Annotated in this window: 11 protein-coding genes and 1 other RNA gene; 1 reads left to right on the top strand and 11 read right to left on the bottom strand. The window is 72.0% G+C overall.

Features of this window, described 5'->3' with window-relative positions:
- Nucleotides 1-57 precede the first annotated feature (57 nt).
- The 8 genes from ACZ5NH_RS29180 to ACZ5NH_RS29145 all read right to left on the bottom strand — a co-directional run bounded on the left by ACZ5NH_RS29180 (nucleotide 58) and on the right by ACZ5NH_RS29145 (nucleotide 9,786).
- Entirely contained in the window at nucleotides 58-822 is a 765-nt protein-coding gene (locus ACZ5NH_RS29180; protein ID WP_388627322.1) for an anti-sigma factor family protein, read from the bottom strand.
- 62 nt (nucleotides 823-884) lie between these two features.
- On the bottom strand, nucleotides 885-1,469 hold the full coding sequence (locus ACZ5NH_RS29175; RefSeq protein WP_030167252.1) for a sigma-70 family RNA polymerase sigma factor: 585 nt from the start codon (nucleotides 1,467-1,469) through the stop codon (nucleotides 885-887).
- 217 nt (nucleotides 1,470-1,686) lie between these two features.
- Entirely contained in the window at nucleotides 1,687-2,280 is a 594-nt protein-coding gene (locus tag ACZ5NH_RS29170; RefSeq protein ID WP_451551593.1) for a CGNR zinc finger domain-containing protein, read from the bottom strand.
- Nucleotides 2,281-2,536: 256 nt separating this feature from the next.
- A complete protein-coding gene (locus ACZ5NH_RS29165; RefSeq protein ID WP_451551594.1) occupies nucleotides 2,537-3,697 on the bottom strand; it encodes a uroporphyrinogen-III synthase in 1,161 nt (386 codons plus the stop codon).
- 89 nt (nucleotides 3,698-3,786) lie between these two features.
- On the bottom strand, nucleotides 3,787-5,166 hold the full coding sequence (locus ACZ5NH_RS29160) for a nitrate/nitrite transporter (RefSeq protein WP_468779364.1): 1,380 nt from the start codon (nucleotides 5,164-5,166) through the stop codon (nucleotides 3,787-3,789).
- Nucleotides 5,167-5,292: 126 nt separating this feature from the next.
- Entirely contained in the window at nucleotides 5,293-7,464 is a 2,172-nt protein-coding gene (locus ACZ5NH_RS29155; RefSeq protein WP_468779362.1) for a bifunctional polysaccharide deacetylase/glycosyltransferase family 2 protein, read from the bottom strand.
- Between the two features lie 22 nt (nucleotides 7,465-7,486).
- Complete coding sequence (locus tag ACZ5NH_RS29150) at nucleotides 7,487-8,548, bottom strand: hypothetical protein (protein ID WP_468779360.1); 1,062 nt, start codon at nucleotides 8,546-8,548, stop codon at nucleotides 7,487-7,489.
- Between the two features lie 266 nt (nucleotides 8,549-8,814).
- Complete coding sequence (locus ACZ5NH_RS29145) at nucleotides 8,815-9,786, bottom strand: LysR family transcriptional regulator (RefSeq protein ID WP_468779358.1); 972 nt, start codon at nucleotides 9,784-9,786, stop codon at nucleotides 8,815-8,817.
- 84 nt (nucleotides 9,787-9,870) lie between these two features.
- Between ACZ5NH_RS29145 and ACZ5NH_RS29140 the strand changes: the two genes are divergently transcribed.
- The gene (locus tag ACZ5NH_RS29140) at nucleotides 9,871-11,070 is read left to right on the top strand and encodes an MFS transporter (protein WP_468779356.1); all 1,200 of its coding nucleotides are present in this window, start codon (nucleotides 9,871-9,873) and stop codon (nucleotides 11,068-11,070) included.
- 63 nt (nucleotides 11,071-11,133) lie between these two features.
- On the opposite strand, the gene ssrA is transcribed toward ACZ5NH_RS29140, so the two are convergent.
- The 3 genes from ssrA to ACZ5NH_RS29125 form a co-directional block, all read right to left on the bottom strand.
- Nucleotides 11,134-11,502, bottom strand: a transfer-messenger RNA (tmRNA) gene (ssrA, locus tag ACZ5NH_RS29135).
- A gap of 104 nt (nucleotides 11,503-11,606) precedes the next feature.
- A complete protein-coding gene (gene smpB, locus ACZ5NH_RS29130) occupies nucleotides 11,607-12,086 on the bottom strand; it encodes an SsrA-binding protein SmpB (RefSeq protein ID WP_388627309.1) in 480 nt (159 codons plus the stop codon).
- A 56-nt stretch (nucleotides 12,087-12,142) separates the two neighbouring features.
- Nucleotides 12,143-13,336, bottom strand: coding sequence for a S41 family peptidase (locus ACZ5NH_RS29125; protein WP_468779354.1), 1,194 nt, complete (start codon nucleotides 13,334-13,336; stop codon nucleotides 12,143-12,145).
- Nucleotides 13,337-13,340 lie beyond the last annotated feature (4 nt).

The raw sequence follows: 13,340 nt of genomic DNA, 5'->3' as shown, positions 1-13,340 counted from the left end.
GCCCCCTTCTGACGTGCTGGGCAGCCGTCAACCGTACGCGAAGGGGGCCCGTGGAAGCTACGCGTCGACTTGCACCAGCTTCTTCCCCTGGAAGGTGACGACCTCGAAGTGGTCGATCTCGTTCGGCTTGAAGGCCGCCGCGCCGCCGATGTAGAGCGGTTTCCTGGACTCCGGCGTCTTCCCGTTCGGGATGCCGTAGCCCCAGTCCGGCACGGACCAGGACGACATCGTCACGCGCTGCCCGTTCTTCGCGACGAGGACCAGTGAGCACTTCAGCGGGCCCTTGGCGTTCTTCAGCTGCAGGACCGTCTGGGTGCCCCAGTCCTTCCGGGCCATGGCGACGGTGGCGCTGATCTGGGACGACGGGTCCGTGGCCGACTTCTTGTCGGGCATGGCCTCGAAGGTCGTCTGCGCCGAGGACGCGGTGACCTGCCCGCCGCCCGAGCCGCTGTTCACCGCCACCGCGGCCAGCGGTCCGGCGATGATCAGCGCGGCCGCCGCCGCGATCATGTAGAAACTGCGCCGGCGCTTCTGGGCGCGCTTCTCCGCGACCTCGTCGACCAGCTTCTCCACGATCCGCGGGCTGGGCCTGGCGGACAGCGACTCGCCGATCGCGGGGGTGCTGCCGGAGCCCGGCAGGTCCGCGAGGGCGGCCAGCATGGGCTCCATCCCGGCCAGCTCGTCCAGCTGCTGGGCACACCACTCGCAGCCGGCGAGGTGCGCTTCGAAAGCGGTTGCCTCGGCGTCGTCGAGAATCCCGAGGGCATAGGCGCCGACGGTCTCGTGCTCGCTCGGCACCGAAGATCCCGATTGGGGGTTCATGGGCCCAGACATACCCGGACCACCTGCACCGAATCCCTGCATTCCCCCGTAACCACTGCTCATCACGCCGTCACCCCCCGCTCCTCCAGTGCCAGCTTCATCGATCGCAGGGCGTAGAACACCCGAGAGCGCACCGTGCCGCTGGGGATGCCCAGCGTCTCGGCCGCCTCATTGACCGTACGCCCCTTGAAGTACGTCTCGACGAGGACCTCCCGGTGGGCCGGGGTCAGGTCGTCGAGCGCGTCCGACAGCGTCATCAGCCACAGCGCCTTGTCGATCTCGTCCTCCGCGGGGATGACCTCCAGCGGCGACGGATCGACCTCCTGCGGCCGGGCCTGCCGGCTGCGGTGGCCGTCGATGACGATGCGGCGCGCGACCGTCACCAGCCAGGGGCGTACCGAACCGGTCGCCCGATTGAGCTGACCGGCGTTCTTCCAGGCACGGATGAGCGTTTCCTGTACGACGTCCTCGGCGCGCTGCCGATCACCGGCGACCAGCCGCAGGACATAGGCGAGCAGGGGGCCGGCGTGCTCTCGATACAGCGCACGCATCAGCTCCTCATCGGGTTCCGAGGGCTGTGAGGACATGCGATGTCGGGCCCTCGATCCACGTTCATTGGCCACGGCCGCATCCTTGCGCACGCCCACCTCCGGTGTCCGGGGGTTCCCCCAGTCGGTCGCTCGCCCACCCGTACGGAAGGAAGTGGCGCGGTGTTCAAACGGAGGTGACAGTTTTCTCGCGGGTGACGTGACGAGCGGGACATGCGACCACAATCCCACCAGTTGATCTTCACATTTCAGACACATCGCGGGGAGGGGTGCGGGATCCCCGTGTACGGGCCAACCAAAACCGGTGTTACGGAAATCACGCCCGGGCGAGCGCGGCCCGCCGCCGGTGCCGGGCCACCCGCTCCCGGTTCCCGCAGACCTCACTGGAACACCACCGCCGGCGCCGCCCCCGGGAGGTGTCCAGGTACACCAGCGGGCAGTTGTCACCCTCGCACTCCCGCACGGCCGCCCGTGCGACGGGGTCGGTGAGCAGTTCCACGGCGTCCCGCGCGACGAGCGCGAGCAGCCCGGCGCAGGCCGGCGGATCGGCCAACTCCCTGGTGAGTCCGCCGCGCTCACCGCGTACGGCTCGCGGGACGGGGGTCGAGGCATGGGCGACCTCGTTGACCCGCCGGAGCGCGCTCTCGTACGACGGCGTGTCCGGCGCATGCGGGTTCCGCACCAACTGCCCGATGTGCGCGCGCAGTTCCCGGAACCCGACGAGCCAGGAGGCGTCGGCGTGACCGAGCGCCGTACCCTCCGGCACGAGTCCCGTCCCGGCGATCCACGCGCACAGCGCCTCGACGCCGTCCAGGCGTTCGGCCGGATGCGTGGTCGCGAGGAGATCGAGACAGATCCGTCCGGCGTCGAACCGTGGCTCGTACGGGGGTGTGGCCGTACCCAGTGCCATGTGCCTGTCACCGCCTAGGCAGGAAGCGTGGGGCTCTTCTCTTCACAGTGCCCGCCCGGGCGCCCGGCCGGAACCCCTCGTACCTCCTGGACGCACGCGTATGCGAACGCGCGCCTCGGCCAGGACGACCACGCCGACCACGACCGCCGCGGCGGCCACGCGCGCTGCTGCTGACTGGGCTGTCGGCATGGCGGCTCTGGGGCACCCCCTGCGCCCGCTGGATTCGTCGGGCCCGGGCGGCGAAGGGCAACGGCGTTCACGCGTCCGCGTACTTCGCGTCCGTCGCCGGGTCCAGGGCCAGGCGGTAGCCGCGCTTGACCACCGTCTGGATCAGCTTCGGCGCGCCGAGGGCCGTACGGAGCCTCGCCATCGCCGTCTCCACCGCGTGTTCGTCGCGGCCCGCACCCGGCAGGGCGCGCAGGAGGTCGGCCCGGGGCACCACCCAGCCGGGGCGGCGGGACAGGGCCCGGAGCAGGGACATGCCCGCCGGGGGGACCGGCTTGAGCGCGCCGTCGACCAGGACCGCGTGGCCCCGGATCTCCACCCGGTGGCCGGCGATCGGCAACGCGCGGGCGCGGGCCGGGAGTTCCTGGCACAGCAGCTGTACCAGGGGGCCCAGACGGAAGCGCTCCGGCTGGATGGTGTCCACCCCGTGGACCTGGAGGGGGACCGCCGTGACCGGGCCCACGCAGGCCGGGAGGACATCGTGGGCGAGGGCCGACAGCAGGTCGGTGAGCAGGCCCCGGTCCTCCGCCCGGGAGAGCAGCGAGGCGGCCGCGGGGGCACTCGTGAAGGTGAGGGCGTCCAGGGAGCGGGAGACCGTCGCGTCCAGCAGTCGGTCCAGCGGGGTGATGTCCTCCGGCGGCATCCAGCGGTACACCGGCACCGGGACCACCTCCGCTCCCCCGGCCCGCAGGGACTCCACGAAGCCCGGGAGCGGCTCGCCGTGCAACTGTACGGCGATACGGCGGCCGTCCACCCCCTCCTCCAGCAGGCGGTCCAGGACCTCGGCCAGGGATTCCGAGGACGGCGACCACTCCTCCGTCAGGCCGGCCGCGCGGATCGCCCCCTTGACCTTCGGCCCCCTGGCCAGGAGTTCGGCGCCGCGCAGCCCGCCGAGCAGCTGCTCGCCGAGGCCCCAGCCGTCGGCGGCCTCGATCCAGCCCCGGAAGCCGATCGCCGTGGTGGCCACGACCACGTCGGGCACCTGGTCGATGATCTCCTTCGTCGCGGCGAGGAGTTCGCCGTCGTCGGCCAGCGGCACGATGCGCAGGGCCGGCGCGTGCAGGACGGCGCCCCCGCGCCGCTGGAGCAGGGCGCCCAGCTCGTCGGCCCGGCGCGCGGCGGTGACGCCCACGGTGAATCCCGCGAGCGGACCGTGCTCGACGGCTCCGGGTTGCTGCTCTTCGTCGTACATGGAGGCCTCTCCTAGCTGACCGGCGCGCGAATCGAGCCTGTCAACGGCGCATGACAGGCTCGGTTCGGCTTCATTGCACCGGTGTTACGTCACACTTCGGCGTAGCTGAGCTGCGCCTTTGTCTCCGAAGCTGCCACCGTCGCGGTCTCTCGCGCCGGGCGGCGAAGGTATACGGCCCATGTCACCGCGAAGCAGAGGCCGTAGAAGGCGAGGAAGGCGACGAACGCTCCGGTGCCGGTGCCGTAGGACAGGAAGGACTGGCGGAAGGCGAGGTTGATGCCGACCCCGCCGAGCGCGCCGACCGCGCCGATCAGGCCCATGGAGGCACCGGAGAGGCGGCGGCCGTAGGCCACCGCGGCCTCCCCCTCCAGGCCCTTGGCCAGGGCCTTCGCCTGGAAGATGCCCGGGATCATCTTGTACGTCGAGCCGTTGCCGAGCCCGCTGAGCACGAACAGGACGACGAAGACGGACACGAACAGCGGCAGCGACTTCTGCCGGCTCGCGCCGATGAGGACGGCGGTGGCGGCGGCCATGGCGACGTAGTTCCACAGGGTGATGCGGGCGCCGCCGAAACGGTCGGCGAGCCGGCCGCCGAGCGGGCGGATCAGGGAACCGAGCAGCGGGCCGATGAAGGTGAGGTACGCCGCCTGCAGCGGGGTGCGGCCGAACTGGATCGTCAGGACCTGGCCGAAGGCGAAGCTGTAGCCGATGAAGGAGCCGAAGGTGCCGACGTAGAGGAAGGACATGATCCAGGTGTGGGCGTCCTTGGCGGCGTCCTTGGCCGCGCCGGTGTCGTTCTTCACGGAAGCCAGGTTGTCCATGAAGAGGGCGGCCAGCACCGCGGCCACGACGATCAGCGGGATGTAGATGCCCAGCAGGACCCGCGGGCCGCCGCTCGCGCCGATGACCGCCAGGGCGACGAGCTGGATGACGGGCACGCCGATGTTGCCGCCGCCCGCGTTCAGGCCGAGCGCCCAGCCCTTCTTCCTCAGCGGGAAGAAGGCGTTGATGTTGGTCATGGAGGAGGCGAAGTTGCCGCCGCCGATGCCGGCCAGCAGGCCGACGACGAGGAATGTGCCGAAGGACGTGCCCGGTGTCATGACCGCGAAGGCCGCGATCGTCGGGATGAGCAGCAGGCTCGCCGAGATGATCGTCCAGTTGCGGCCGCCGAAGACGGCCACCGCGAAGGTGTAGGGGACCCGCACGACCGCGCCGACGAGGGTGACCATCGAGGTCAGCAGGAACTTGTCGGCCGGCGTGAGTCCGTACTGCGGGCCCATGAACAGGACGAGGACGGACCACAGGGTCCAGACCGAGAAGCCAATGTGCTCCGAGAGGACGGAGAACCAAAGGTTCCGGTTGGCGGTCCGCTGCCCGGTCGCCTTCCAGAATCCCTCGTCCTCCGGGTCCCAGCGCTCGATCCAGCGGCCACTGCGACGGGTTGGGGCTGTTGGGGCTGGGGCTGTCATCACGCCTCCACGGGGGCTCCGGCTGCTCGGTCTGCCGTCGACCTGCCATCGACCGACTGAGCCCGAAGGTAGGGAGGGCGCGTTTCCGGCCCTGTGGCTGTGAGTGACCGGAAGGGAACGTTGCTCTCACCCCGGCCGGAGCGGGGATGAGAGGTCCCGCGGCGGACCGGGCGCGGCCACGCCGCCCATGCGGCGCAGCTTCTGCCAGCGCAGCCGGCCACCGGTGAGCGCGGTGATCCAGGACTGGAGGAGCACCACGTACATCAACTGGCGGTAGAGGATCTGCTGCAGGGGCAGCGAGAGCAGCGGGGTGAGGCGCTCGCGGTCCAGGGCGAAGGCGTAGGCCGCACAGACCGCCTGCACCGCGAGGACGGCGAACCAGGCCACGATCGTCTTCCCGGTCGGCCCGAAGACCAGGCCGTAGACGAGGAAGAGGTCGATCAGCGGCGCCAGCAGCGGGGCCACCACCATGAACAGGGACACCAGGGGAAGGCCCACCCGGCCGAAACGGCCGGAGGGACCCCGCTCGAACAGGGCCCGGCGGTGCTTCCAGATCGCCTGCATGGTGCCGTACGACCAGCGGTAGCGCTGCGACCACAGCTGCTGGACGGACTCGGGCGCCTCGGTCCAGGCGCGGGCGCGCTCGGCGTAGACGACCCGCCAGCCGTCGCGGTGCAGCGCCATCGTGATGTCGGTGTCCTCGGCGAGCGTGTCGTCGCTCATCCCGCCGACCCGTCGCAGCGCCGAGCGGCGGAACGCGCCGACCGCGCCGGGGATCGTCGGCATGCAGCGCAGGATGTCGTACATCCGGCGGTCGAGGTTGAAGCCCATCACGTACTCGATGTGCTGCCAGGCGCCGATGAGCCGGTTCTTGTTGCCGACCTTGGCATTGCCGGCGACGGCGCCGACGGACGGGTCGGCGAAGGGCTGCACCAGTTCACGGACCGTGGACGGCTCGAAGACCGTGTCTCCGTCCATCATCGCGATCAGGTCGTACCGCGCGTTGTCGATGCCGTGGTTGAGCGCGGCCGGCTTGCCCGCGTTGACCTGCCGGATCACCCGGACGTTCGGCAGGTCCAGCGCCTCGACGATCCCGGCCGTGCCGTCGGTGGAGCCGTCGTCGACGACGAGCACCTCGATCGGATGCTCGCTGCGCATCAGCGAACGGACCGTGTTCTCGATGCACTTGGCCTCGTTGTACGCCGGAACCAGCACCGACACCGGCTCGGTGACCGGCTCCCCGCCCCAGCGGAAGTCCCGGCGCCGGGTGCGCCGGGCGTGGACGCCGGCCAGCAGCAGCATCAGGGCGAAGCGGGCGAGGACGAGGACGCCGACGACCGCGAGACCGGCGACGAGGACACCGGTGACGCTGTCCGACGCCCGCACCAGGAAGATCCAGGCCCTGCCCTTCCACAGGTCGAGGCCGGTGACCGGGGTGTCGGCGCTCGGCGCCTTCAGCGCCTCGGTGACGGTCTGGAAGGCGTACCCCTGCTGCTGGAGCCGGGACAGGTACCGGTCGAGCGCCTGGACCGTCTGGTGGCGGTCGCCGCCCGAGTCGTGCATGAGGACGACCGCGCCCTTGCCGCCGTGCGGCGTGGCGTTGCGGATGATCGTGGCCACGCCCGGCCTGCGCCAGTCCTCGCTGTCGATGTCGTCCACGACGGTGAGATAGCCGCGGCTGCCGACGTACTCGGTCACCGGCCAGGACGCGTCGTCCATGGCGTCCGCGAAGGAGGAGTACGGCGGCCGGAACAGGGAGCTGCGGATGCCGGCCGCACCGGCGAGCGCGAGCTGGCTCTGCGACAGCTCCCAGTCGATGCGCTGCCTGGAGTGGTACGAGAGGTCGGGGTGGTCGAAGGTGTGCACGCCGACCTCGTGGCCCTCGGCCACCATGCGCCGGACGAGGTCCGGACAGCGCGAGGTCATCGTGCCGGTGACGAAGAAGACCGCGTGCGCGTGGTGCTTCCTGAGGACGTCGAGGACCTTTGGCGTCCAGGTCGGGTCGGGGCCGTCGTCGAAGGTGAGCACGATCCGGTGGTCCGGTATCCGCAGGCTGGTGACGGCGCCGTCCCGGGTGTCGATGACCGGGCCGCCGTCGACGATCTTCGACGGCACCTTGTCCTGCGCGGCCCCGGACCGGATGCGGTGGTCCGCGAGGATCTCGCTGTGCACGTAGCCACGCAGCATGAGCATCGCCAGGGTCGCGCACAGCACCAGGACGGGGAGCAGATAGCGCAGTGGCAGTCGGGGGCGCCGTACCGATGACGGGGTACGGCCGTCGCGGAAACGCGAAGCCATCAGAGGTTGTTTCCCTGGCGAGTCAGAGCGGGAGCGGGGGGTGCGAGTGCCGGGCCCGACCGGGAGGCGTGCGCCTGCTGGGCGTCGGGGACGCGGAGGCGCCGGCGGTGGACCCGGGGCCGGAGGCGGTCGGGGAGGTGCCCGGCGACGGAGCCGACGCGGACGGGGAGTCCCCGGGACCGCTCGGCATGGCGGTGGCGGAGGCACCGGCCGTGGGTGTGGCGGCTGCCGAGCCACCGGGCGCCGGGCTGGACGAACCGGCAGCGGGTACGGCGGTGGCGCCCACCGATGCGGGGACACCTGTCCCGGTCACCGCGCGGGGACCGGACAGGCTCGGCGCGGAGGAGGCGCTGGGGTGCGGCGAGGTGTGCCTCTGGCCGGCCGGCTTGTCGTCGCCCTGGCCGGGCACCGGCAGCCACGGTGCGGTGGAGTTGCCGGACAGCAGGGTCGCGGCGATGACGGCGGCGTAGCCGGCGCAGGCGACGGCGACGGCCATGCCGAGCCGCCGGAAACGCCGTCCACGGCGACCGGACGCGTCGACGAAGACCGGCCCGTCACCGCCATCGCCGCCGGCACTCGGTGCTTTCGTGGCGGATCCGGGCGACGTCTTTCCGGGCCCGACCGGGGCCAACTGGACGGTCACGTCGGGGAGGGTGTGCACGGGTTCGCGGGCCGGGGGCTCTGCGGAGGCTTCCGGATCCTGCCGCTCGGCGCTCACCAGGGCGGCCTCGGCGTCCTCGGCTTCCTCGCCGACCTCGGCTTCCTCGGCGTCCTCGGGTTCCTCGGCGTCCTCGGGTTCCTCGGCGTCCTCGCCGACCTCACCGACCTCACCGACCTCACCGACCTCACCGACCTCACCGACCTCGCCGCCCACAGCGCACTCGGCACCCTCGGCGCCCACGGTCTCGACGACCCGCTCGCCGTCCAGGGTGTCCACGGTCTCCACGGCTTCGGTGTACTCGGACTTCGCGTCGCCGTCGGCGGCGCCACCCGTTGGAGCCTCTCCGGCACCCGGAACCACATCGGTGTGCGAATCGGTGTCCGGAACGGTCGCCTCGCCCTGAGCGCTGCCGGGCTCCGGCACGGCCGGGGTCCCGCCCCGGGCCGCCCTCGGGGGCGCCTCCGCGGGTGCGGTTCTCGGACCCTCCGGTTGGGCGTCTTCTGGCCACCTGTTCACGCGCGCACTTCCCCCCACGGGACAGTTCCGGGTGCGCTGACGGCCCGAGCACCGTCGACCGAAACACGCCCCCACCCTGGTTCGAGCGCCCCCAAATACCACTCTGCGCTCGGGCCATGAATGTAGCGCACGTGCTGCACCGGTGACGGCCAGGCATCACTTCCAGCCGCTGGTCACCCCCTCATCACGCCCTCATCAGTGGCCGGAATCCACCCGCCGGCCGGCCGCCGCAGCCACCCCTCCGCCGCCGCGAGTTCTGCCGCCGCCCGGCGCAGCGCGTCCAGCCCGGGATGGACCAGCCCCTTCCGCCACACCAGGGAGACCGGCGACAGCGGGACGGGATCGACGAGCGGCCGGCGCACCGTGCGGGGCAGCGCTGGAAAATCCACGACAGCCAGCACCGGATGCCGGTTCTTGGCCATGATCCGCTCGAACTCCTCGTCCCCGACGGCCAGCGGCAGCGGCGCGGCGAGCCGGATGCCGCGCCCCTCGAAGAGCCGGGTCGCCAGGTCGGTCCACTCCAGGGTGCGCGGGTTCCCGGCGCCGGCGTACACGGTCTCGCCGGCCAGCGCGGCCAGCGGCACCTCGGCGCGGGCGGCCAGCGGATGGTCCTCGGGCAGTACGACGGCCATCGGCTCGTAGCGGACGGGCTGCTGTCCGAGGCCGGAGCGCAGCGCCGGGTCGAGGCCGGCGAAACGGCCGAAGGAGGCGTCCAGCCGGCCGGCCAGCACTTCGGCGGCGGCCCGGGTCAGGCCGCTCTCGTAGCGTGCCATCAGCTCGCAGTCGGGGGCGAGCTCGCGGGCTCGGTGCAGCACGCGGCGGCCGGTGGCCAGGCCCGGCGAGTTGAGGTCCACCAGCAGCGGGCGGGACCGGCCGGAGGCGAAGGCGGCGAGCAGGTCGTCCTGGGCGGCGAGCACCCGCCGGGCATGCGGGAGCAGCCGTTCGCCGTCCGGGGTCAGTGTCACCTGCCGGGTCGTCCGCACGAACAGCTCGGCGCCCAACTCCCGCTCCAGCCGCCGCACGTCCCGGCTCAGCGCCTGCTGGGCGACGTACAGGCGGGCCGCGGCGCGGGTGAAGTGCAGTTCCTCGGCCACGGCGACGAAGGCGCGCAGCAGACGGGGCTCCATGTCGGCGGGGACGGGCATGTCCGTGAACTTACAACGCAGGTGCGTGAATCGGCACCGAGAAGGTGTTGGACCGGGTGATCCACTCACGGCGAGGGTGGACCCATGTCCTCGGTCATATCCACCACCAGCGGCTACCGCCGCCTCCTCTCGCTCCCCGGCGCCCGCGCCTTCACCACCGGCAACCTTCTCGCCCGGCTGCCCATGGGCATGTTCAGCGTGAGCGCCGTCGTGATGATCGCCGGCTCGCGGGGCTCGTACGCCCTGGCCGGTGCCGTCACCGCGACCGGCCTCGCGGCGACCGCGCTGGCCGGGCCCTGGATCGCCCGGCTCGTCGACCGCCGAGGGCAGGCCAGGATCGCGGTACCGGCCACGCTCGTCTCCGTGCTCGGCAGCCTGGCCCTGCTCCTGTGCGTGCGCTACGACGCCCCGGACTGGACCCTGTTCGCCGCCTACGCCCTCACCGCGGCCACCCCGAACATCGGCGGCCTGTCCCGCGCCCGCTGGGCCCATCTGCTGCGCGACGACCCCGGCGCGCTGCACACCGCGAACTCCTTCGAACAGGCCGCCGACGAGCTGTGCTTCATGCTCGGCCCGGTGCTGGCCTCCTTCCTCACCGGCACCTTCTTCCCGGAGGCGGGCACGCTGGCAGGCGCGGTGCTGCTGCTCACCGGCATGCTGCTGTTCACCGCCCAGCGGGCCACCGAGCCGCCGCCGCGGGCCCGCTCCCAGGCGCCCTCGCCGCTGCGCAGCCCGGGCATCCCGCCGCTGCTGGCCTGCTTCACCGCGACCGGGTCGGTGTTCGGCTCGATGGAGGTCGTCACCATCGCCTACGCCGACGCGCAGGGTCACCGCACGGCGGCCGGCGCGGTGCTCGCATTGCAGGCGGCGGGGTCGTGCGCGGCGGGCCTGGGGTACGGCGCGCTGAAGCCGACGGGAGTGCGGCTGGGGCACTGCCTGGCGGGGATGGCCGTGCTGATGACGCTGCCGTGGGCTGCCGCCGGGGTCGACGGTTCGCTGTGGGTGCTGGCGGGTGCGCTGCTGGTGGCGGGGATGGCGACGGCGCCGACCATGGTGACGGCGATGACGCTGGTCCAGCGGCGTACCCCGGCCGACCGGCTGAACGAGGGCATGAGCCTGATGGTGACGGGGCTGCTGGCGGGCATCGCGTGCGGCTCGGCGGCGGGGGGCTGGGCGGCGGAGCGCCTCTCCCCCACGGCCGCGTACGCCGTACCGGCGGCCGGCGCGGCTGTTGCCCTCGGGTTGGCTTCGCTCACCCGCGCGGGCGGGGTGCCGCCGGAATGACAACGGCCCCGCCGCTCGAAAGCGACGGGGCCGTTGCCCACATGGGGTGCCCCCGGAGGGACGTCGTGGAGATGGCGGGAATCGAACCCGCGTCCAACGGTGCGGAATCAGGGCTTCTCCGTGTGCAGTTCGCTTCGCTTTTCTCGGCCCCGGCGATCACGCGAACAAGTCGCCGACGGGCTCAGTCACTGTTTGGTTTCCCTCTTCACCCCGTGACCGGGATCAAGGTTTAGTTCCCTAGCTGATGCCAGGATCCGGGTCGGGAACAGCCCCGGGCTGACACTTCGCAAGTCGCTACTTAGGCAGCGAGGGCGAAGGAATCGCGCTTGGTGTTGGCGATTATTTTTTTCGGCCTGTGGTTTACGAGATCATGGCCGCTTCCTCGACACGCTTCCCCTGCTTCGACAGCCGCTGTCGAAACCGATCATCCCCATGTTGATTTCTCAATGTGCACACCGGGCGTCCCCGTCCGGTGTTGGTGCCATCGTACGGGAACAACGCAGGTCGACGCCAGCGTATTCCCCTCGCCGGGGGGACTAGCCCCGCTGCTTCCGGCGCACCGCCGCCATCGCCCGGTCCGCCTCGCGCCGGTCCTGCTTCTCACGCAGGGTCTGGCGCTTGTCGTACTCCTTCTTGCCCTTCGCCAGCGCGATCTCGATCTTGGCCCGGCCGTCCTTGAAGTACAGGGCGAGGGGCACGATCGTGTGACCCGTCTCCTGGGACTTGGACTCCAGCTTGTCGATCTCCTCGCGGTGCAGCAGCAGCTTGCGCTTGCGGCGGGCGCTGTGGTTGGTCCAGGTGCCCTGGCTGTACTCGGGGACGTGCACGTTGTGCAGCCACGCCTCGTGACCGTCCAGTTGCACGAAGCCGTCGACCAGCGAGGCCCGGCCCTGGCGCAGCGACTTCACCTCGGTGCCCATGAGGACCAGTCCGGCCTCGTAGGTGTCGAGGATGTGGTAGTCGTGCCGCGCCTTCTTGTTCTGCGCGATCAGCTTGCGCCCTTTTTCCTTAGCCATAGTGCCGACCATTTTCGCACCACACAGGGGGTGTGCGTACAGCCGATTACGAGTGGCTACGAGGCGTCGCCCAGGCCGGTGAGCACCGTCTCGGCCCGGGTCAGGGCCTGCGGGCCCCCGTCCAGGTCGGGGGTGATGCCCCGGCCGTCGACCGCGTGGCCGGACGGGGTGCGGTAGTGGCCGACGGTGAGCTCGGCCACCGAGCCGTCGGGGAGCGTCGTCGGCATCTGGATGGAGCCCTTGCCGAAGGTGCGCGAGCCGATCACCACCGCGCGGCCCCGGTCCTGCAGGGCGCCGGTGAGCATCTCGGCCGCGCTCATCGTGCCGCCGTCGACCAGGGTGACCAGGGGCCGGGCGGTGTCGCCGCCGGGCGCGGCGTGCAGCGAGCGCTGGGCGCCCTTGACGTCGTAGGTGGCGACCAGGCCGCCGTCGAGGAAGGCGGAGGCGGTGTCCACCGCCTCGGTGACCAGGCCGCCGGAGTTGCCGCGCAGGTCGAGGACGATCCCGTCGTCGGCCGGGGTCTGCCGCACCGCGGCGCGGACGGCGGCGCCGGAGCCCTTGGTGAACGCGGCGATCCTGATGACGGTGACCCCGCCGGGCAGCCGGCGCACGGTCACCGAGTCGGTGGACAGGCTGGCCCGGTGCAAGGTCTCGGTCCACGCGCGCGTGCCGCGCTGCAGGCCCAGGGTGACGGGCGTGCCCGCGGCCGCGTCGTCGGCGTCGCCGCGCAGTAAGGAGATGACCTCGGTGACCGGCTGCCCGTCGACCTTGCTGCCGTCGACGCTGCGCAGCCGGTCCCCCTTGCGGATCCCGGCCGCCGCGGCCGGCGAGCCGGGCTGCACCCTGGTCACCTCGATCCGGCCGTCCCGCTCGCGCCGCGCCCACAGGCCGACGCCGGTGTAGCGGCCGTCGAGGGCCTCCTGGAACTCCTGGTACTGGCCCTCCGAGTACACCGCGCCCCAGCGGTCCCCGCTGCGGCTGACGGCCCGCTCGGCGGCCTCCATCGGGGACTTGCCGTCGGCCATCGCCTCGGCGGCTGCCTTCTGCACGTCCTCGTGCCCGGTGGCCGTGGGCGCCGGCCCGGCGACGGACCTGCGCGCGGTGGCGTCGGGCTCCGGGAAGGAACCGGTGGCGGCGCCGGTGACCAGGACGCCGGCGAAGACCAGGGTCAGGGCGGCCCCGCGGCTGACGCGGCGGGGCTGACCGAACAGGTCTCGGCCTGGCGTTGCGGTGAGTCCTCGGCCCGACATGGCG

This window comes from Streptomyces sp. NPDC031426 (assembly GCF_055581585.1).
Note: the sequence above shows the minus strand (reverse complement) of the source record. Positions and strands in the feature narration are given on the sequence as shown.